This window comes from Gordonia amarae NBRC 15530, from assembly GCF_000241345.1.
GTDB classification, from domain to species: Bacteria; Actinomycetota; Actinomycetes; order Mycobacteriales; family Mycobacteriaceae; genus Gordonia; species Gordonia amarae.
Genome location: NZ_BAED01000067.1, coordinates 1 through 20,799, shown reverse-complemented (window position 1 = coordinate 20,799; position 20,799 = coordinate 1). Strand labels below are relative to the sequence as shown.

16 protein-coding genes and 1 pseudogene are annotated in these 20,799 nt (G+C 67.5%); 12 read left to right on the top strand and 5 right to left on the bottom strand.

Features of this window, described 5'->3' with window-relative positions; genetic code table 11:
- Positions 1-533: pseudogene (locus tag GOAMR_RS19950) on the bottom strand (hypothetical protein); the annotation flags it as partial.
- A 68-nt stretch (positions 534-601) separates the two neighbouring features.
- Here GOAMR_RS19950 and mobA point away from each other — a divergent pair.
- The 5 genes from mobA (at position 602) to GOAMR_RS23855 (ending at position 6,899) form a co-directional block, all read left to right on the top strand.
- Complete coding sequence (mobA, locus tag GOAMR_RS19945; RefSeq protein WP_005192245.1) at positions 602-1,264, top strand: molybdenum cofactor guanylyltransferase; 663 nt, start codon at positions 602-604, stop codon at positions 1,262-1,264.
- A gap of 247 nt (positions 1,265-1,511) precedes the next feature.
- Positions 1,512-4,166 (top strand): valine--tRNA ligase, encoded by a 2,655-nt coding sequence (locus GOAMR_RS19940; RefSeq protein ID WP_005192243.1) that lies wholly within the window; start codon positions 1,512-1,514, stop codon positions 4,164-4,166.
- Positions 4,163-5,728, top strand: a complete 1,566-nt coding sequence (folC, locus tag GOAMR_RS19935; RefSeq protein ID WP_005192239.1) for a bifunctional tetrahydrofolate synthase/dihydrofolate synthase — start codon at positions 4,163-4,165, stop codon at positions 5,726-5,728. Before GOAMR_RS19940 ends, folC begins: the two co-directional genes overlap by 4 nt.
- Entirely contained in the window at positions 5,725-6,138 is a 414-nt protein-coding gene (locus GOAMR_RS19930; protein WP_005192237.1) for a DUF4233 domain-containing protein, read from the top strand. Before folC ends, GOAMR_RS19930 begins: the two co-directional genes overlap by 4 nt.
- 200 nt (positions 6,139-6,338) lie before the next feature.
- Positions 6,339-6,899, top strand: coding sequence for a hypothetical protein (locus tag GOAMR_RS23855; RefSeq protein WP_050942819.1), 561 nt, complete (start codon positions 6,339-6,341; stop codon positions 6,897-6,899).
- 100 nt (positions 6,900-6,999) lie between these two features.
- Here the strand turns inward: GOAMR_RS23855 and GOAMR_RS19920 are convergent, their stop codons facing one another.
- Positions 7,000-8,289 carry an amidohydrolase family protein gene (locus GOAMR_RS19920; protein WP_005192232.1) on the bottom strand — a complete coding sequence of 430 codons (1,290 nt, stop codon included), beginning with the start codon at positions 8,287-8,289 and terminating at the stop codon, positions 7,000-7,002.
- Positions 8,290-8,371: 82 nt separating this feature from the next.
- On the opposite strand from GOAMR_RS19920, the gene GOAMR_RS19915 reads away from it, so the two are divergent.
- The 7 genes from GOAMR_RS19915 (at position 8,372) to proB (ending at position 17,264) form a co-directional block, all read left to right on the top strand.
- On the top strand, positions 8,372-9,217 hold the full coding sequence (locus GOAMR_RS19915) for an AraC family transcriptional regulator (RefSeq protein ID WP_040515912.1): 846 nt from the start codon (positions 8,372-8,374) through the stop codon (positions 9,215-9,217).
- Positions 9,218-9,279: 62 nt separating this feature from the next.
- Complete coding sequence (ndk, locus tag GOAMR_RS19910; protein ID WP_005192227.1) at positions 9,280-9,693, top strand: nucleoside-diphosphate kinase; 414 nt, start codon at positions 9,280-9,282, stop codon at positions 9,691-9,693.
- 488 nt (positions 9,694-10,181) lie between these two features.
- Complete coding sequence (locus GOAMR_RS19905) at positions 10,182-13,565, top strand: translation initiation factor IF-2 N-terminal domain-containing protein (protein ID WP_005192224.1); 3,384 nt, start codon at positions 10,182-10,184, stop codon at positions 13,563-13,565.
- Between the two features lie 285 nt (positions 13,566-13,850).
- Entirely contained in the window at positions 13,851-14,162 is a 312-nt protein-coding gene (gene rplU / locus GOAMR_RS19900; protein ID WP_005192221.1) for a 50S ribosomal protein L21, read from the top strand.
- An 81-nt stretch (positions 14,163-14,243) separates the two neighbouring features.
- On the top strand, positions 14,244-14,507 hold the full coding sequence (gene rpmA, locus GOAMR_RS19895; protein WP_005192218.1) for a 50S ribosomal protein L27: 264 nt from the start codon (positions 14,244-14,246) through the stop codon (positions 14,505-14,507).
- A gap of 158 nt (positions 14,508-14,665) precedes the next feature.
- Positions 14,666-16,126, top strand: a complete 1,461-nt coding sequence (gene obgE / locus GOAMR_RS19890; protein ID WP_040515913.1) for a GTPase ObgE — start codon at positions 14,666-14,668, stop codon at positions 16,124-16,126.
- Positions 16,119-17,264, top strand: a complete 1,146-nt coding sequence (gene proB / locus GOAMR_RS19885; RefSeq protein ID WP_005192213.1) for a glutamate 5-kinase — start codon at positions 16,119-16,121, stop codon at positions 17,262-17,264. Before obgE ends, proB begins: the two co-directional genes overlap by 8 nt.
- A gap of 70 nt (positions 17,265-17,334) precedes the next feature.
- Here proB and GOAMR_RS19880 read toward each other — a convergent pair whose 3' ends face one another.
- From GOAMR_RS19880 to ectB, 3 genes are all read right to left on the bottom strand, one after another.
- Positions 17,335-18,570, bottom strand: a complete 1,236-nt coding sequence (locus GOAMR_RS19880; protein WP_005192211.1) for a lipase family protein — start codon at positions 18,568-18,570, stop codon at positions 17,335-17,337.
- Between the two features lie 331 nt (positions 18,571-18,901).
- Positions 18,902-19,330, bottom strand: a complete 429-nt coding sequence (locus GOAMR_RS19875) for an ectoine synthase (protein WP_005192208.1) — start codon at positions 19,328-19,330, stop codon at positions 18,902-18,904.
- Positions 19,327-20,598 (bottom strand): diaminobutyrate--2-oxoglutarate transaminase, encoded by a 1,272-nt coding sequence (ectB, locus tag GOAMR_RS19870; protein WP_005192204.1) that lies wholly within the window; start codon positions 20,596-20,598, stop codon positions 19,327-19,329. The genes GOAMR_RS19875 and ectB overlap by 4 nt, the downstream gene beginning before the upstream one ends.
- Between the last annotated feature and the right edge of the window lie 201 nt (positions 20,599-20,799).

Sequence of the window (20,799 nt, the reverse complement as noted above, 5' to 3'; positions counted from 1 at the left end):
GCGGCCTCGTTGCTCGTGCGGCCCGAGGTGTAGAACACCGCCTCGTCGGGTGAGGTCATCTGTGCCAACTCTGTGGCGATGATCGCGTTGGCCTCGTCCCAGCTGACCGGGCGGTAGTGGTCCTCGCCCGGCGCCAGGTACATGGGATGGGTGAGTCTGCCCTGCTGGGAGAGCCAGTATCCCGACCGACCGCCGAGGTCGGCGAGCGAGTGTTCGGCGAAGAACTCCGGGGTCACCCGGCGGGTGGTGGCCTCCTCGGCGACGGCCTTGGCACCGTTCTCGCAAAACTCGGCGTGCTTGCGGTGGCCGGGGGTCTCGGGCCACGCGCAGCCCGGGCAGTCGAAGCCGTTGCGCTGGTTGAGATGGAAGAAGGTACGCGCGGTACGGGGCGTACCCATCTGCTCGATACCGCGTTTGAGGGCGACGGCGACGGCGGGCACCCCGGCGGCGTGATCCTTGTGGTGGCCGATCTTCACATCCGCCGGTTCGTCGACCGGATAGGTGTGCGGGCTGTGCTCGTCGACATGGCGCATGACAATTATTGTGCTCCAGAAACTGTGATCCCGCCCTCAATGGGGCCGGATGGAACACACTGGACCCCATGACCGACAGTGAGATCGCAAACGGGGACATCGCAGAGCTACCCGAGACGGCCGTACCGATTCCACCGATCGCCGGGATCGTCCTGGCCGGCGGCAGATCGCGGCGCATGGGCACCGACAAGGCGTCGATCCAGTGGCCGGATGAGAGTGCCGAGCCGATGCTCGCACGCATCGTGCGTACCGTCTCCGAGCGGTGCGACCGGGTGTACGTGGTGGCCGCGCAGGAGTCATCCGCCTACCAGTTGCTGCACGGCACCGGAGGCCCGGAGGCGGTGTGGGTGACCGACGAGGAACCGGGCGCGGGACCGCTCGGTGGTCTTGCCGCGGGCCTGGCCGCCGCGGCGGCCGACGGCTTCGGGCTCGGATTCGTGTGCGCCACCGACATGCCGCTCATCGGCGCCGGCCTGATCGACGAACTGGCCCGCGGCGCCACCCCGTCGACCCAGGCCGTGATCGCCCACGACGATCGTCGCGATCACCCGATGGCCGCCATCTACCGCACATCGTCGGCACAGACCGTGGCCGATCTGGTGGCCGGCGGGGAACGTCGGATGCTGGCGGTGGTCGACGCACTCGAAACCCGCCGTGTCCCGGTGTCGAACTCGGAGTGGCTCACCAACGTGAACGCACCCGAGGACCTCCACGACCTGCGCGTGTCCTGAGCAGTGTCGGTGTGTGATCGGTCTCCCACTCGGAGGCCGGTCACGCCTTCAGGCGCCGGCTCGCAGGAGCGCTGGGTGCCCCGCACCACCCGATATTGTTGCGTCGAAGGTAGCCACGCCCGGTCGGGCGGTTGTCTGACATTGCGTTTAGTTCCGGAATCCGGGACTGATCGCAACCTCAAACGTGGATCGGCCGCTGCGCATGCCCGGCGCCTTGCCGGGTGTGTGCGTTCCCTAAGATTGTGGGGTGAGCAATCGTGAAGCACAGGGCGCCGACGCGTCCGCACTGCCGAAGTCCTGGGACCCCGCCGAACACGAAGCAGGGCTCTACCAGGGTTGGGTAGACGCCGGGTACTTCACCGCCGACGCGACCAGCGACAAACCGCCGTTCACCATCGTCATCCCGCCGCCCAATGTGAACGGCTCGCTGCACATGGGGCATGCCTACGAGCATGTGCTGATGGACGCCCTGTGCCGGCGCAAACGGATGCAGGGCTACGAGGTGCTGTGGCTGCCCGGTATGGATCACGCCGCGATCGCCATGCAGACGATGGTCGAACGCAAGCTGGCCGCAGAGGGTAAGACCCGCGACGATCTGGGCCGGGAGGCGTTCATCGAACGCGTCTGGCAGGAGAAGTCCGAGATCTCCGGCAACATCGGCGAACAGATGCGCCGCCTCGGCGACGGTGTCGACTGGACGCGTGAACGCTTCACGATGGACGAGGGTCTGTCGCGTGCGGTGCACACCGTGTTCAAGAAAATGTTCGACGACGGCCTCATCTACCAGGCCGAGCGGCTGGTGAACTGGTCACCGGTCCTGCAGACCGCGATCAGCGACATCGAGGTGTCCTACGCCGACGTCGAGGGTGAACTGGTCAGCTTCCGCTACGGCTCCCTCAACGACGCCGAGCCGCACATCGTGGTGGCCACCACCCGGCTGGAGACGATGCTCGGTGACACCGCGATCGCGGTGCATCCCGACGACGATCGGTACGCGCACCTGGTGGGCACCGAGCTGCCGCACCCGTTCCTCGACCGCACCATCCCGGTGATCGCCGACGACTACGTCGACCCCGAATTCGGTTCGGGCGCGGTCAAGATCACGCCCGCCCACGACCCCAACGACTTCGCGATCGGGCAGCGGCACAACCTGCCGATGCCCACCATCATGGATGCCACCGCCCGGATCGACGGCACCGGAACGCAATTCGACGGCATGGATCGTTTCGAGGCGCGGGTCAAGGTGCGCGAGGCGCTGGCCGAACAGGGTCGCATCGTCAAGGAGGTGCGGCCGTACCTGCACAGCGTCGGGCATTCCGAACGGACCGGTGAACCCATCGAGCCGCGCCTGTCGATGCAGTGGTGGGTCAAGGTCGAATCGCTGGCTCAGGCCGCCGGCGACGCTGTGCGGGACGGCGACACTGTCATCTACCCGAAGTCGATGGAGCCGCGCTGGTTCGGCTGGGTCGACGACATGCACGACTGGTGCATCTCCCGCCAGCTGTGGTGGGGCCATCGGATCCCGATCTGGTACGGGCCCGGCGGTGAGGTGGTGTGCGTCGGACCCGACGAGCAGGCGCCCGAGGGCTACACGCAGGAAACCGACGTCCTGGACACCTGGTTCTCCTCGGGCCTCTGGCCGTTCTCCACCCTCGGCTGGCCCGACAGCACCGCCGACCTCGAAAAGTTCTATCCCACTTCGGTGTTGGTGACCGGTTACGACATCCTGTTCTTCTGGGTGGCGCGGATGATGATGTTCGGCACGTACGTGGGTCAAGACCTGGGCGCTGACAAGAAGGTCCCGTTCACCAACCTGTTCCTGCACGGGCTGGTCCGTGACGAACACGGCCGCAAGATGTCCAAGTCCAAGGGCAACGGCATCGACCCGCTCGACTGGGTCGAGAGGTTCGGCGCCGACGCGCTGCGCTTCACCCTGGCGCGCGGGGCCAACCCGGGCGCCGACATCTCCGTCGGTGAGGACCATGCGTCGTCGTCGCGGAACTTCGCCACCAAGCTGTACAACGCCACCAAGTTCGCGATGATGAACGGCGCGCAGGTGGGCGATCTGCCCGCACGGGAGTCGCTGACCGAGGTGGATCGCTGGATCCTCGACCGGCTCGACCAGGTCGTCGCCGATGCCGATGCCGGGTTCGAGGCGTACGAATTCTCCAAGGCGTGCGAGGCGCTGTACCACTTCGCCTGGGACGAGTTCTGCGACTGGTACCTGGAGCTGGCCAAGGTCCAGTTCGCCGAGAATGACGAAGAACGTTCGCGCACAACGTCGTTGGTCCTGGGTCATGTTCTCGACCGGCTGCTGCGCACGCTGTCACCGGTGATGCCGTTCGTCACCGAGGTGCTGTGGAAGTCGCTGACTGGTGGGGAGTCGCTGGTGGTGGCGTTGTGGCCGGAGACCTCCGACGCCGGGTCCGACGCCGCCGCGGCTCGGCAGGTGGCCGATCTGCAGGCGCTGATCACCGAGATCCGCCGGTTCCGCAGCGATCAGGGCCTCAAACCCGGACAGCGGGTGGCCGCGGAACTCGACGGGCTCGACGCCGCGGGCATCACCGCGCTGCGGCCCTACGTCGATTCGCTGGCCCGGCTCAACCCGGCCGACGACATCTTCGCCGCCACCGCGACCGTCGAGGTGCGCCTGTCCGCGGCGACGGTGACGGTGCGCATCGACACCTCCGGCACCGTCGACGTGGAGGCCGAACGCAAACGCATCGCCAAGGATCTCGCGGCGGCGGAGAAGGAACTCGCGCAGACCGCCGCAAAACTCGGCAACGAGCAGTTCCTGTCCAAGGCTCCGGAAGCGGTGCGCGCCAAGATCGCCGAACGCAACAAGGTGGCCACCGACGAAGTCGCCCGGCTCAAGACGAAACTGGAAGGCCTCGGCGGGTGAGTGATTCACGCGATCCGGGAGCGCCGGGGGCCGACGAGATCGACTTGGCGCACCTGGCGTTCGAGGGCGATGTGACGGACGCGGAACCCGGGGGTGACCCCGGGGTTCCCGGTGAGCCGGTGCATCCCCTCGACGATGAGGGCCCCGCCGACCTGTCGGCGTACAGCGCCGACGCCGCATCCGATCTGGCCGAGCTCGCCGAGGTGGAGGCCGAACTCGACACCCGCTGGCCCGAGACCAAGATCGAGCCGTCGCTGACCCGTATCTCCACACTGATGGATCTGCTGGGTTCGCCGCAGCTCACCTATCCGTCGATCCACATCGCCGGCACCAACGGCAAGACGTCGGTGACCCGGATGATCGACGCCCTGCTGATCGCCCTGCACCGGCGCACCGGCCGCATCACCAGCCCGCATCTGCAATTGGTGACCGAGCGGATCTCGGTGGACGGCAAGCCGATCGAGCCCCGCACCTACATCGACACCTACCGGGAGCTGGAGCCGTACATCACGATGGTCGACGACTCGTCGACCGCGGCCGGCGGCCCCCGGATGAGCAAGTTCGAGGTCCTCACCGCGATGGCCTATGCGGCGTTCGCGGAGGCTCCGGTGGACGTGGCGGTGGTGGAGACCGGGATGGGCGGACGCTGGGATGCCACCAACGTCATCGACTCACAGGTGCGTGTCATCACCCCCATCGCCATGGACCACGCCGACTACCTCGGGGACACACTCACCGCGATCGCGGGGGAGAAAGCCGGGATCATCACCCCGCGTAAGGGTGACGATCTGGGCGCTCAGGATCCGGTCGCGGTGATCGCACCCCAGGATCCTGCCGTCATGGACGTACTGCTGCGTCAGGCGGTGGAGTCGGAAACCATTGTCGCACGCCAGAACTCGGAGTTCACTGTGCTGGAGTCGCGGCTGGCGGTAGGTGGGCAGCTGCTCACCCTGCAGGGCCTGGGCGGGGTGTACGAGGAGATCTTCCTGCCCCTGCACGGCGCGCATCAGGCGGCCAACGCCGCTCTCGCGCTCGCCGCGGTCGAGGCCTTTTTCGGGGCCGGCGCAGAGCGGCAGCTCGATGTCGACGCGGTGCGCGCCGGATTCGCCGCGGTGTCGAGTCCGGGCAGGCTCGAACGGGTCCGGTCGGCGCCGAGTGTGTTCGTCGACGCCGCGCACAACCCACACGGCGCCACCGCGCTGGCCAACGCACTGGCCGAGGAGTTCGATTTCCGGCGGCTGGTCGGGGTGGTCGGGGTTCTCGGCGATAAGGACGCCGAAGGACTGCTCGAAGCCCTCGAACCCGTCCTCGACCACGTCGTGATCACCAACAACGGGTCGCCGCGCGCCCTGGAGACCGAGACCCTCGCCGAGATCGCGCGGGCGGTGTTCGGTGAAGACCGGGTCACCGTCGAACCCTTTCTGCCCGACGCCGTCGAGACGGCGATCGGCCTGGCCGAGGAATCGGACGGGCAGCCGGTTGCCGGATCCGGTGTGGTGATCACCGGTTCGGTGGTCACCGCCGGGGCGGCACGCAGCCTGTTCGGTAAGGAACCGTCATGAACGAGGAAGCGGCAGCGCCGCGTTTCACCCCGCCCACCACCGACCCCTGGAAAGGGTTGCGGGGGGTGATGGCGGGCACCCTGATCCTCGAACTGATCGTCGTGCTGCTCGGTCTGCCGGTGGTGTGGAAGATCGGCGGCGGGCTGTCCTGGGTCTCGGGTGGCTACCTGGGTCTGGTGGCGCTGGCGATGGTGCTGGCCTGCGGTATGCAGGGCCGGTCCTACGCGCTTACGCTCGACCTGGCCTTGCAGGTCGCGGTCATCGTCGGCGGGGTTTTCCATTGGTCGATCGCGGCGATCGGGGTGGTGTTCCTGAGCGTCTGGCTCTACATCGCCTACATCAAACGCGATATCCAGCAGCGGATAGACGAGGGGAAGCTGGCAGGTCAGCGACCGATCGACGAGGCGTGATTCACCAACAGGCATTGCAACGTTTGGGAGCTGCAAGACCTGTTGCCGCATCGTTATGGCGTGACGGTCGTCATCCTCCGCGGAAACTGTGAGAATGGCGGACGGTGTGAGCAACCGGTCACACCTGTATACGTCTGTGGGGAATCTTGTCTGTCACATCCAGTCGACTGTCTGCTGCTGTCATCAAGCGGCGTGTCCGAGTGATCGCGGGGGCGGTGGCCGCCGGGTTCCTCATCGCCGGAGGAGGTGCGGCCCACGCCGCGCCTGTTCATTCCGGCCCGGGAACCCTCGTCGTTCAGGAATCGGAGTCCGGCGCCACGCCGCAGAAGAAGGCGCCGGCCGACACGCCGTCGCCTCGGGTCGAGGGCACACCGGACAACAAGACCGGCGGTAACAAGAGGACGGGCAACAAGAACGCGGGGGAGAAGGCCGGCGAGAAGGTCCAGGACACTCCCGACTTCACCACTGTCCTCAAGCCCGGCCCGCCCATGCCGGTGTCGAACGCCGAGTACAGCTACCTCGCCACCCATGCGGTCACCAAGCAGCTCAAAAGCGCGAATATCGTCGGCGGGATCGCCGCGCTGCCGGTTCCCGCGCAATACCGGGCGGCGAACGACGGCCTGGCCTTCCAGTTCCGGCGCGCACTCGACGGCGCACTGAGCACGCCCGGCGGCTGCATCCAGATCGTGGTGTCGCGTGGGCAGGCCGGCAGCCTGTTCAACTACGGACTGTTCGCCGTCGAGGGGCAGTACTGTAGCTGACCGCCGCAACCACAAAGCCATATTCAGGGGACGACGATGCGCCTGATTGGGGACAACCCAATCAGGCGCATCTGGTTTTTCCGCAGTCGGCGCGCGGCTGTCAGCCCTTGGCCGCCGCGATGGCCAGGTCCGCCTCGGCCTTCTTCTTGGCCTCGTACATCTTCTTCCACTCCGCCCGCGGCCGGACCGTGGTGTCGACGTCGGTGGCCTGCGCGCGCAGCGCACCCACGCGGGCCTCGTCCTTGGTCTTGAGCGTGAACGGATCCCAGTTGAAGAACTTCGCCGAGTTCTGCCAGGTGATCTGGTCGATCTCCGCGTCGGTGGCGCCGGCCGCGGTGAACTCGGCGAGCACCTTCTCGGGCGCGTCCGGCCAGAAGCAGTCCGAATGTGGGTAGTCGCATTCCCAGGCGATGTTGTTCATACCGACGTCGTGGCGGTTCTTGATGGCGGTTTTGTCGGTCACGTAGCAGGCGAGGACGCGGTCCCGGAACACCTCGCTGGGCAGCCTGTCACCGAAGTCGTTATTGAGCCATTTCTGGTTGAGGTAGTGCCGGTCGGCGCGGTCGAGGAAGAACGGGATCCAGCCCACGCCGCCCTCGGAGAACGCGAACTTCAGGGTGGGAAAGGCCCGCATCGCGGGTCCGAATAGCAGATCCTGGGCGGCGATCACCGAGATCTGGGTGGCCAGCACCATCAGGTTGTCGATGGGCGCGTCTTTGGCCAGGCGCAGCACACCGAAACCGGACCCGATGTGCAGGCACATCACCATGTCGTTCTCGACGAGTGCCTGGAACACCGGCCCCCAGTAGTCGATGTCGTGGTAGCTGGGCAGCTTCTCCAGGTGGGGGAGTTCGGGCATGGTGACCGCGCGGGCGCCCTTCTTGGCGACGCGATGGATCTCCTTGACCATGCCCTCGACGTTCCAGGTGGGCAGCAGCGCCAGCGGGATGAACCGGTCCGGATGCGCGCCCGCCCACTCGTCGATGTGCCAGTCGTTGTAGGCCGACACCATGATGAGGGTGACCGGGTCCTGGTACTGGTTGAGGTGCCGGGCGGAGAAGCCGGTGAAGGTGGGGAAGCACATCGACGCGAGCACGCCGTTGCGGTTCATGTCGCGGACACGCTCGTTGACGTCGTAGACGCCCGGGCGCATCTCGGCGTATCCGGCCGGATCGTAGGCCCATTCCTCCGGCGGCCAGGTGACCACGGCATTCAGTCCGCTCGTGCCGGTCACCTTGCCCTGGTAGTACCACTGCTCGATGCCCTTCTCGTCGAAGATCACCCGCGGCGCCTCGTCCATGTACTTCTGCGGGACGTGCCGGGCGAACATATCGTGGGGTTCCACGACGTGGTCGTCGATGCTGATCAGGATCATGTCGTCGACATTCATGAACTGAGTCCTCTTTCCGGGCTGTGCGCCGATCAAAACTGGGCAGTGAATATGTCCTGCCTCACTTGTACAGTGGATTCCCGTGACCATCTCTGCGCGATCGGACAGTGATTTAACACTTTCGGCCAGGCGGGTGCAGTGGGTGCCGATGAAGGGCCGTGGCACCGCCACAGCGGGCAGTTACGCCTATGAGGGCGGTGCGCTGGTCACCGGGTGGCACTCGCACGAGGTGCACCAGATCGAATACGCGATCGGCGGGATCGTCGAGGTCGAGACGCCGGCCGGTTACTATCTGGTCCCCCCGCAACAGGCCATCTGGTTGCCCGCCGGTCTCGAGCACGACACCCATCTCAAGGGGGACGTGACCACGTTGTCGGTGCTGTTCGAACCGGCACTGATTCCTGGGTATGCCGACCGGGCCCGCATCTTGGCGGTGTCGCCGCTCATGCGGGAGATGCTCGTCTACTCGTTGCGCTGGCCGTTCGCCGACACCGCCGCCGAGCCGAGGTCGGAGAGATTCTTCCGGACCCTCGCCGACCTCGTCGTCGACGCACTGGCCGCGGAGACACCACTGCTGCTGCCCACCTCGGACGACCCGCTGGTGGCGGCGGCGATGCGTTATACCCGCGATCACCTGGCCACCGTCACCATCGAGGACGTGAGCCGGGCCGTCTCCGTGTCCGAGCGCACGTTGCGCCGGATGTTCACCGCATCGGTGGCGATGTCGTGGCGGGACTATCTGACGAGCGCGCGCATGCTGCGGGCGATGACGCTGCTCGCGACGCGAGAGCAGACTGTGAGCTCGACGGCCACGGCAGTCGGCTTCGACAGCCAGGGGTCGTTCACCAGGGCATTCACCCAGTTCAGCGGGGAGACGCCATCGTCCTATCGCAGCCGGGTCCGGCAGGGCTCCGAGCAGCCGGGCTGAGGTGTGCGCGCTGATCGGCCACTCGTTGCCACGTGCGGGCGCGGAGTCGTTACAGTGTTCGCGTGACTGAACGGACTCTCGTACTCATCAAGCCCGACGGCGTGGCCCGCAACCTGGTCGGCGACATCATCGGACGCATCGAACGCAAAGGGCTGACCCTGGTGGCCCTCGAACTCAAGCAGGTCAGCGACGAACTGGCCCGCGGCCACTACGCCGAGCACGAGGGCAAGCCCTTCTTCGATTCGCTGCTCGAATTCATCACCTCGGGTCCGCTCGTGGCGGCCGTCGTCGAGGGTCCGCGTGCGATCGCTGCCTGGCGGCAGATCGCCGGCGGCACCGACCCGGTGGAGAAGGCTGTGCCGGGCACGATCCGTGGCGACTTCGCACTGGTGACGCAGGAGAACCTGGTGCACGGCTCGGACTCGCCGGAGTCGGCCGAGCGCGAGATCGCGCTGTGGTTCCCTGGGCTCGACTGACCAGGCCCGAAGCGATCCAGTCGCGGCCGGGCGGCCTCAGGATGATGTCCTGAGGCCGCCCGGCCCTTCCCGGCGCAGTCACTGACGCCGGTGTTCCTCTACCTTCCGCGTGACTGCGACCCGCTCCAGCAGGCACCGCGACCGCACCCCATGCACAGTCCATGCCGCAGCGCAATGCGCGTTGGTTACGGCAAACGGACCGCGGTGTGGGATACTGGGGAGAGTTATCGTCGACACACTTTGTTGACGGTGACCGATGCCGGTCCGCTCGTCATCCCCACCGCGTACACGTCACATTCGTGCGCACGTGGTGGTGTGGATGTTTGACGCAGCCGGACATCACCCAGCAAGGCGCCACGCCTTCCCTCCGCTACCGCGGAGCGGGCACCGGCGCGAAGACCACACAACACCGGCCACGGCCGGGACACAGAGTTAGGCCCCCGCGTGGCCGCGTCAGCCCGACGCGCCCGGGGGCTCAAGGAGACTGAGTGACCGACAACGGGTCGCCTGCTGACGCCAACGACGCATCAGCACAGGCAGACGAATTTCCCATCAAACTGCGCGTTCACGCCCTGGCTCGGAAGCTGGGCATCACCAGCCGCGAGGTGCTCGCCCACCTGGCCGAGATCGGTCACGGCGCACGCTCACCGCAGTCCAGCATTGACCGTGAGGTCGCCTACACCGTTCGTGACCGGGTGACGGGCGAATCCCCGGATACCGATGCCCCGGATACCGATGCCCCGGTCGCGGAAGCCCCGGATACCGGCGTCGCCGAGACCGAAGCCACGTCGGCGGAGACCACCGAGCCGCAGGCCGAGGTCGTCGAGACGCCCGAGCCCGGGGTCCCAGCCGCCGAGACCCCAGCCACCGAGTCCGAGGTACGGAAGGCCACGGCGGGTGAGTCCGCCGACGAGCAGCAGGCGAGCGACACCCCGCAGCGGTCCATCGATTCCCTGTTCTCCGCCGCGGCCACCGCCACATCCGAAACGGCCGTCGCGCCGGCACCGGCCGAGGCGACGACCGTCCCGCTGTTCCTGTCGCCCGAGATGGCCGAGGACCTCGCCACCGGTACCCGGTCCGGCAGCGCCGGGCCCGGCTCCGACGAGCGGGACACGCCGAGGGTGTCCGACGCCGATGCGGGCGACGACGCCGAGCAGGCAACCGACGGTGCGGACGACGACGATGCCGAGTTGGGCGGCAGCCGGTCGCGCCGCAGGCGGCGGGGTCGCCGGGGCCGGGGCCGGGGCCGGGGAGACCAGAGCGAGGCCGGGGACCGGTCCGACGATGAGCACGACTCCGCCGACGGTGAGGACACCTCCGGTGAGGACGCCGCGGCGACCTCCGACGAGGACGACACCCCTCGCAAGGAACGCCGGCGGCGCCGTCAGGCCACCGGTGACGATTCCGCGGCCGCCGATGACGCCACGCCCGCTGCGGAGCAGGCGGATGAGTCCGCCGCCGACGAGGACTCGGACTCCGCCGGTGACGCTGTTTCGGAGGACGGCGAGGACTCCGACAACGACGATGCTTCCGAGTCGGGAACCTCCCGCCGCCGCCGCCGCCGCCGTCGCCGCAAGGGCAGTGACGGTGACGAGGCGTCCCCGGACGACCCGCCGAACACCGTCGTCCACGAACGGGAACCGCGCACCAAGCGGGCACGCGACGAGGTGCAGGGTATCTCGGGTTCCACCCGGCTCGAGGCCAAGCGGCAGCGCCGGCGCGACGGCCGTGACGCGGGTCGCCGCAGGCCCCCGATCCTGAGCGAATCGGAGTTCCTGGCACGGCGCGAGGCCGTCGACCGGGTGATGGTGGTGCGCGAACGCGCCCTGCACGACCCCAACTCCGAGGACTACACACAGGTCGCGGTCCTCGAGGACGGCGTGCTCGTCGAGCATTTCGTGACCACCGAGACGTCGTCGTCGCTGGTGGGCAACATCTACCTCGGCCGGGTGCAGAACGTGCTGCCCGGCATGGAGGCGGCCTTCGTCGACATCGGCCGCGGCCGCAACGGCGTGCTGTACGCCGGCGAGGTCAACTGGGATGCGGCCGGACTCGACGGTGGTTCCCGCAAGATCGAGCAGGCCCTCAGGCCCGGTGATTCGGTGCTGGTGCAGGTCAGCAAGGACCCGGTGGGGCACAAGGGTGCCCGCCTTACCACGCAGATCTCGCTGGCCGGTCGCTATCTGGTGTACGTGCCGGGCGGGTCGTCGACGGGCATCAGCCGCAAGCTGCCCGACGTGGAGCGTAAGCGGCTCAAGCAGATTCTCGCCAAGCTGCTGCCCGAAGATGCGGGCGTGATCATCCGTACCGCGTCCGAAGGAGTGAGCGCCGACGAGCTGGGCGCCGACATCGCGCGTCTGGAAAGCCAGTGGAAGAACATTGAGGCCGCCGTTGACGATGCCAAGGGCAAGTCGGGCAGCGGTGCCCCGCGCGCGCTGTACGAGGAACCCGATCTGCTGGTCAGGGTGGTTCGTGACCTGTTCAACGAGGACTTCAAGAAGCTCATCGTCGAGGGCGACAAGGCGTGGAACCTTGTCGAGCGGTACGTGAGCTCGGTGGCGCCCGACCTGATGGAGCGGGTTGAGAAGTTCACCAAGCGGCACGCGGACGCACCCGACTCGTTCGTGGTGCACCGCATCGACGAGCAACTCGCCAAGGCGCTCGACCGTAAGGTGTGGCTGCCGTCGGGCGGCACACTGATCATCGAGCACACCGAGGCGATGACCGTCATCGACGTCAACACCGGCAAGTTCACCGGGTCGGGTGGCAACCTCGAGGAGACGGTGACCCGCAACAACTTGGAGGCCGCCGAGGAGATCGTCCGCCAGATGCGGCTGCGCGACCTGGGCGGCATGATCATCGTCGACTTCATCGACATGGTCCTCGAATCCAACCGCGACCTGGTGCTGCGTCGGCTGACCGAGGCGCTGGCCCGCGACCGGACCCGCCACCAGGTGTCGGAGGTGACCTCGCTCGGCCTGGTGCAGATGACGCGCAAGCGGCTCGGCACCGGACTGCTGGAGGCGTTCTCCACCACCTGCACCGCGTGCGCCGGGCGCGGCATCATCGTCCACCAGAATCCGGTCGAGGTGCGGGCCGAGGACCAGTCCCGGTCCGAGGGTGGGTCGAAGCGCTCACGCAAGGCCAAGAAGCGCGCGGAACAGGCCGAATCGGGCAAGCCCGCGCACAGCCCGTCCGAGCATCCGATGTTCCGGGCGATGGCCGCGCATTCGCACGATCACGATCACCACGAGAGCGCCACCGGCGCCGACGGCCTGCCGGTCGAGGAGGCCGCGGCCGCCGCCGACACGGTTGCCGGGACCGTCGTCGCCGAAGCCGTTGAGATCGTCATCACAACCTCGGACGAGGACAGCGCGCCTGACGCCTGGACCGCGGTCGCCGACGGTGCGGTCGACACCGACTCGGAGACCGCCGATGTGGCTGATTCCGCGACGGCGGCCGACACCGGCGACGCACCGGCCGCAGACGAGGCCGAGGCCGCCACCGCAGCCCTCGTCACCGACGGGGCCGACGCGACCGGAGCGGACGAACCGGGCACCGCCGATGCTGTGAGCGATGCCGGGGAACGTACCGAATCCGCAGGTCAGGACTCGGCCGAGGGAGAACCTGAGCAGGTCGCCCCGGCCACGAACGGCAACCGCAGGCGGCGGGTGGTCCGGGTGACCTCGCCGACCACAACCACCGAACCGGTGGTCATGACGGCCGCTCCGGCGGCCACCGGCGGGGACAGCACCCCGGTGACCACGTCGGGGCCGGCCTCGTCCGCCCCGGCGGCCAAGGCGGTGGCGGTGCGCCGCAGGCCACGTAGGCGTTCGGCGGGCAGGCCGGCGGGCCCTCCCGTCGAGGAGTAGGGGTGGTCCGTTCGGGGACGGGGCTGGTTTGACCCGGCGGGCGGCGGTCCCGTAACCTTGAACGGTCGCCTTCAGCGGACGGTTTGCGCTGTGCCGGATTCACATCCGGCACACGGCTGCTCACCTTCCGGACAGGCATTCTGGTGTGATCTGCGGTGACCCTGACAACTGGTCCGGGGTGTATTGCGGCCCGCGTCAGGTAGACAACCACAGATCAAGATCAGTAGAGCGCCGGAACCGCGGATGTGGGATCGGCCCGACTAGACGAGTTAGAGGACAGCTTCGATGGCAACGTACGCGATCGTCAAGACCGGCGGTAAGCAGTACAAGGTCGCTGAGGGCGACATTGTGAAGGTCGAGAAGATCGACAGCGCGCCCGGCAGCACCGTGAGCCTGCCGGTGGCACTGGTCGTCGACGGCGCCCAGATCACCACCGACGCCGATGCGCTGGCCAAGATCTCCGTGACCGCCGAGGTCGTCGAGGAGACCAAGGGCCCGAAGATCCGCATCCACAAGTTCAAGAACAAGACCGGCTACCACAAGCGCCAGGGGCATCGTCAGAAGCTGACGGTCCTGAAGGTCACCGGCATCAACTGACACCCACCGGGGCCGCCGTCGCCGGTCGTCGGCAGCGACAGCCCCGCAAGCAAGACCTAAAGATTCCTCAGGAGGACTGACATGGCACATAAGAAGGGCGCGTCCAGCTCGCGCAACGGTCGTGATTCCAACGCCCAGCGGCTCGGCGTCAAGCGCTTCGGTGGCCAGCAGGTCAGCGCGGGCGAGATCCTGATCCGCCAGCGCGGCACCAAGTTCCACCCCGGCGTGAACGTCGGTCGCGGCGGCGACGACACCCTGTTCGCGCTCGCCGCCGGCGCGGTCGAGTTCGGCACCAAGCGTGGCCGCAAGACCGTCAACATCGTCGCCGACACCGCTGCGGTCTGATTCCCGCCCCGGTGACGGGGTGAGGAACAACATAGCCTCGACAGAGGGTGCACAGGGAACCAGCCCTGGGCGCCCTCTGTTGGTGTTTATGGACCTGTTCGCCGCGGGCCCTGTGTTAATTGTGTAAAGATTCCACCGATCAGGAAGTGAGAGTGGCGATGTCTCGGTTTGTCGACCGCGTGACCATTCATGTGACGGCCGGAAACGGCGGCCACGGATGCTCGTCGGTGCACCGGGAGAAGTTCAAGCCACTCGGCGGACCCGACGGCGGCAACGGCGGCAACGGGGGCTCGGTGCGCCTCGTCGTCGACCCGCAGGTGCACACGCTGCTCGACTTCCATTTCCGTCCGCACGCCAAGGGCACCAACGGAAAGCCCGGCATGGGTGACAACCGTGACGGGGCCACGGGTGAGGACCTGGTGCTCAAGGTGCCCGACGGCACCGTCGTCCTCGACGCCGACGGCAAGATCCTCGCCGATCTCGTCGGCGCGGGAACCACTTTCGAGGCCGCCAAGGGTGGTCGCGGGGGCCTGGGCAACGCCGCGCTGGCCTCCAGGGCACGCAAGGCTCCCGGATTCGCGCTCCTCGGTGAGGAGGGCCAGGCGCGGGATCTGGTGCTGGAGCTGAAATCGGTGGCCGACGTCGGTCTCGTCGGTTTCCCGTCGGCCGGCAAGTCGTCGCTGGTGTCGGTGCTGTCGGCGGCCAAACCGAAGATCGCCGACTACCCGTTCACCACTCTCGTGCCGAATCTCGGTGTGGTGCAGGCCGCGGGCGACATCTTCACCATCGCCGACGTTCCCGGCCTGATCCCCGGCGCGTCCAGCGGCCGTGGGCTCGGTCTGGAGTTCCTGCGGCACCTGGAACGGTGCGCGGTGCTCGCCCACGTCGTCGACTGCGCGACACTGGAGCCCGGCCGTGACCCCGTCTCCGACATCGACGCTCTGGAGGCCGAGCTCGCCGCGTATCGGCCGGCTCTCGATGCCGACCACGGTCTCGGTGATCTGGCCGCGCGGCCCCGGGTGGTGATTCTCAACAAGATCGACGTCCCCGATGCCGCGGACCTCGCGGACCTGGTGGAACCTGAACTCGCACAACGGGGCTGGCCGGTGTTCCGGATCTCCGCGGTCAGCCACACCGGATTGCGGGAGCTCACCTTCGCATTGGCCAAGATGGTGACCGAATACCGTGCGGCCCAACCGAAACCGCAGCCGCGCAGGCAGATCATCCGGCCGGTGGCCGTCGACGACAGCGGATTCTCGGTGGCGCCGGACCCGGCTGTGGAGGGTGGATTCATCGTGCGTGGAGAACGCCCCGAACGGTGGATCGCGCAAACCCAGTTCGAGAATGACGAAGCGGTGGGCTATCTCGCGGACCGGCTGAACCGCCTCGGTGTGGAGGACGAACTCAAGCGCCTCGGTGCCGAACCGGGTGCCCCCGTCAGCATCGGCGACATGACCTTTGACTGGGAGCCGACCACCCCGATGGGTGACGACGTGCCGATCACCGGCCGCGGCACCGACATTCGTCTCGACCGTTCCGAGCGTGTCGGCGCGGCCGAACGCAAGCAGGCGCGCAAGGCGCGGCGCGGACGGTTCGAGGACGGCGATATCCATGAGTGAGCCGGCCCGGCGAGAGATACCCCAGAGCGACGTACGCAGCAGAATCGCCGAGGCCCGCAGCATCGTCGTCAAGATCGGCTCGTCCGCGCTCACCGACATGCACGACGGCCTGGACCGTTCGCGGCTCGATGCCCTCGCCGACGCCCTCGAAGCGCGGATGCGGGCGGGCACCAATGTGACCGTGGTGTCCTCGGGTGCGGTCGGCGCCGGCATCGCACCCCTGGGCCTGAAGAAGAGGCCCACCGACCTCGCCACCAAACAGGCGGCGGCCAGCGTGGGACAGCTCGCGCTCGCCCACGCCTGGGGCACCTCCTTTCACCGCTACCAGCGGACCGTCGGGCAGGTGCTGCTGACCGCCGACGACTTCGCAAACCGACGTCACCACGCCAACGCCCAGCGCACCCTGGAACGGCTGGTGTCTTTGGGGGTGGTTCCGGTGATCAACGAGAACGACACCGTCGCCACCAACGAGATCCGGTTCGGCGACAACGACCGGCTCGCGGCGCTCGTCGCGCACTCGATCCGCGCCGATGCGCTGCTGCTGCTCAGCGACGTCGACGGCCTGTACGACGGCGACCCGCGCAAAGTGGGGCCCAATGGGGAGCGGGCACAGTTCATCCCCGAGGTCCACGGCCCCGAGGACCTCGACGGGGTCATTGCCGGCTCCGGCGGCGCGCTTGGCACCGGCGGCATGGCATCCAAGCTGACCGCGGCACGACTGTCGGCCGACGCGGGTGTGCCGGTGCTGCTGGCCGCAGCCTCCGACGCCGCGCTCGCCCTGCAGGACGCATCGGTGGGTACGGTGTTCGCGGCGCGGGCCGAACGGCTCTCGGCGCGCCGCTTCTGGGTGCGTCACGCCGCAGACAGCAGCGGCTCGCTCGTCCTCGACGACGGGGCGGTGGCCGCCGTGGTCAACCGGCGCCGGTCCCTGCTGGCGGCGGGCATCGTTGACGTGAAGGGTGCCTTCTACGCCGGTGACGTGGTGGAACTGGTCGACCTGGCCGGCGCGGTGCGGGGGCGGGGAGTGGTGTCCTACGACGCGGACGAGATCACGCTGATGGAGGGCCGCTCCACCGCCGATCTGCCGCCCGACCTGCGTCGTCCGGTGGTGCATGCCGACGATCTGGTGGCCCGGTAGAGACAGACACACTGACAACGAAGGCCTGGCACCCGTGAGGGGCCAGGCCTTCGTCATGCGGGTGGATGGGTCAGCAGGTGCTAGGGGCGGGCTCGCCGCGGAACCGTGCCGACAGGAAGTCCATCGCGGGCACCACGCCGATCACCGCGGCACTCATGTGCTCAGGCGAGGGGGTGAGCATCGTCTGCACCTTGGTACCGGCCTTGCAATAGCGGCGGGTCGTCGCGGTGATCGAGTCGAGCGGGATCAGCACATCGGTGGGGCTGTGCCACTCGAAGATGGGTGCCTTGGGGATACCCGCGTACTGGTCGAGGCTGTTCTCGGCACCGATCTTGCGGAACGTCGGGTTCTCGAAGATCTGCAGACCGTGCTTGGCGACCTGGCGGGCGCTGTGGCCGGCGCCGATGCGCAGCACGTCATTGGTGCAGGCGTTGCGCATCTCCGAGAACATCTGCCTGCCCTTCGGCGACAGATAGTCCAGGAGAGTGATCTTGTCGGAGTACTCGCGGGCCAGGCCGATGGCCGCGGCGAAGGCCAGCCCGAACGCGGGGTGCGGACGGTTGTAGCCGAGGCCCTCGGCCATCTTGATCAGATTCATCGGTACACCGCCGTATGCGGCGCCGACGATGTTCAGCTTGGGTGCGTACTTGGGTGCCAGCGCCGCCGCCCACGCCGTCGCCATGCCGCCGCCGGAGTAGCCGGCCAGGCCGACCTTGCTGTACTTGACCCCGGCGGGCGTGAAGTTCTTCGTGGCGGTGATCGCATCAAGTGAGATCTGGCCGCCGAGCTTGGCGGCGCCGTATGCGCTGCGCGGACCGAGATGGTCGGGGATGCTCACCGTCCAGCCCTGCTGCAGCACCACATTGAGGGCCGGCGCCTCACGGATGGTGAGGTTGGGGTCCTGAGTCCATAGCACCTGCGACGGCGCACACTCGAGGCCGACGGCGTTGACGATGTGCTGGAACGACAGCAGCGGGCCGTTGGCCTTCTTACGCAGCGGCACGAGCACGGTGGTGATCGCCGAGATCGGGTTGTTCTCGCTGTCGTTGGAACGGAACTTGATCTGATATGTCTTCACGCCGACGAATGCGGGCGGGTTGGGCCGCGCGCGGGTGGAGATGATCTGCCCCTGCTTGTACTTCGCGATGTTCTTGGGGGTCGAATAGAAGCCGTCGTGCAGCGGGGTGGGCAATGCCGCGTTGATCTTGGCCAGGCGCGCGGCGTCGACCCTGCCCGGTTCGGCCGTGGCCGGTGCGGCGGTCAGGGTGCCGCAGACCAGGGCGGTCACCGCCAGCACGGCGGGCACGACCGCCCTGCTCCAGGATGTCCGCCTCCCGGTGGTGCGCTGTGCGTCGGTTGATCGCCTCGCGGTGCGATTCACGAGATGTCTCCCCATTTCGGCCTCTACCTGACAACAAAACAGCTGGGTCGTCGTGGACGAACGCCCCTGGAGGGCGCGCGGTGTTACCGCGCGCCGGTCCAAGAAGAGCGTGTCGCCGATGACACATCCCAGCGCAACCCAGGCCGATCACAAGTACCGGCCAGTATGGAAGAAGAGACTACCGCACAGCAAAGACACATTATTGACGAGGATGTAGTCCACATGGGTGAACCTCAGGGGGCAGGGCCCGGGCGCGTTATCCCACCGCGCCGGCGTGACGGCCCTGCTCCTGAGGCACGGCCACCAGCGGGTACACACCGTTTTCGTCGTGCACCTCGGTGCCCACGACCGGCGGGTTGAACACGCACAGCATCCGCATCTGGGTTTCGGCGGTCACGGTGTGCCGGTCATGTTCGTTGAGCAGATACATGCTGCCCGGCCCGAGCTCGTAGACGATGCCGGTCTCGCGGTCCAGCAGGCTTCCGGTGCCCTCGACCAGCCACACCGCCTCGATGTGGTTGGCGTAGTGGAACTCGTTGACCGAGCCGGCCTTGATGGTGGTCTCGTGGAAGGAGAAGCCGACGCCGTCGCCGCCGAGCACGATCCGCTTGGACACCCAGTTGCCCTTCGGGTCGGCCACCTCCCGCTCGGTGCCGCTGATCTCCTGTGTGGTGCGGACGATCACGCCACCACCTCCTCGACCGAGCGGGCCAGGATATCCAGGCCCCGGTTCAGGTCGTCGTCGGTGATGGTCAGCGGCGGCAGCAGCTTGACCACCTCGTCGGAGGGGCCGGAGGTCTCGGCGAGCAGGCCGGAGCCGAACGCGGTGGCGCACACCTTGCTCGCCGCGGTGGCCTCGTCGAACACCAGGCCGCGCACCATTCCGCGGCCGCGGGTGCTCAGCCCCTCGTGCCGGGTGCTGAGGTCGGTGAACACCTCGTGGATCCGCTCACCCTTGCGGTGTACGTCGGCGCTGAGCGTGCCGTCGGCCCAGTAGGTGTCGATGGCCTTGGTGGCGGTGACGAACGCCGGGTTGTTGCCGCGGAACGTGCCGTTGTGCTCACCGGGAGTCCACACGTCGAGCTCGGGTTTGATGAGCACCAGAGCCATCGGCAGCCCGTATCCGCTGATCGACTTGGACAGCGTCACGATGTCGGGCTTGATGCCGGCCTCCTCGAACGAGAAGAACTCGCCGGTGCGGCCGCAACCCATCTGCACGTCGTCGACGATGAGCAGGATGTCGCGGCGCCGGCACAGCTGCTCCAGTGCGCGCAGCCATTCGGCCCGGGCGACGTTGACGCCGCCCTCACCCTGCACCGTCTCGACGATGACCGCGGCGGGCCGGTTGAGTCCGCTGCCCGAGTCGTCGAGCACCCGCTCGAACCAGTTGAAGTCCTCCACGACGCCGTCGAAGTAGTTGTCGAACGGCATCGGGGTGGCGTGCACGAGGGGGATGCCGGCGCCGGCACGCTTCATGGAGTTGCCCGTCACCGACAGCGCGCCGAGGGTCATCCCGTGAAATGCGTTGGTGAAACTGATGATCGACTCACGGCCGGTGACCTTGCGGGCCAGCTTGAGCGCCGATTCGACGGCGTTGGCACCGGTGGGTCCGGGGAACTGGATCTTGTAGTCCAGGCCGCGCGGTTCGAGGACCTTCGAGGTGAACGTCTCGATGAACCGGCCCTTGGCGACGGTGGCCATGTCGAGGCCGTGGGTGATGCCGTCGTCGGTGAGGTACTCGATCAGTTCGGCCTTGAGGATCGGGTTGTTGTGGCCGTAGTTGAGCGAGCCCGCGCCGGCGAAGAAGTCGAGGTATTCGCGGCCGTCGGAGTCGGTGAGCCACGAACCGCTGGCACGGTTGAACACCGTCGGCCAGCTACGGCAGTAGCTGCGGACCTCGGACTCGTGGGTGGTGAACACCGAATCGTTGATGTGTTGGTCGAGAAGCTTCATGTTCTGCTCTCCTTGGAGTGATCGCACTGGCTAATCGGGTGTGAAAGTTGTGCGATGGACTGCGCCGACGGTCGTCGGGCAGAAAATTTGCGGCAGTGAAAGTCAGTGCGTGGTAACACTGTTCGTTGTGGTGCGGGAAACCGCGCCTGTTCCGGAAGAACTACGCGACCGGCGGTTCGAGCCGGTAAAGCTGCTCGGGCT

Coding starts and splice junctions, on each gene's coding strand:
- GOAMR_RS19920 (WP_005192232.1), bottom strand. CDS start 8,289: ATGAATGTCGACGACATGATCCTGATCAGCATCGACGACCACGTCGTG.
- ectB (WP_005192204.1), bottom strand. CDS start 20,598: ATGAAGCTTCTCGACCAACACATCAACGATTCGGTGTTCACCACCCAC.
- rplU (WP_005192221.1), top strand. CDS start 13,851: ATGGCAACGTACGCGATCGTCAAGACCGGCGGTAAGCAGTACAAGGTC.
- mobA (WP_005192245.1), top strand. CDS start 602: ATGACCGACAGTGAGATCGCAAACGGGGACATCGCAGAGCTACCCGAG.
- obgE (WP_040515913.1), top strand. CDS start 14,666: ATGTCTCGGTTTGTCGACCGCGTGACCATTCATGTGACGGCCGGAAAC.
- rpmA (WP_005192218.1), top strand. CDS start 14,244: ATGGCACATAAGAAGGGCGCGTCCAGCTCGCGCAACGGTCGTGATTCC.
- GOAMR_RS19930 (WP_005192237.1), top strand. CDS start 5,725: ATGAACGAGGAAGCGGCAGCGCCGCGTTTCACCCCGCCCACCACCGAC.
- proB (WP_005192213.1), top strand. CDS start 16,119: ATGAGTGAGCCGGCCCGGCGAGAGATACCCCAGAGCGACGTACGCAGC.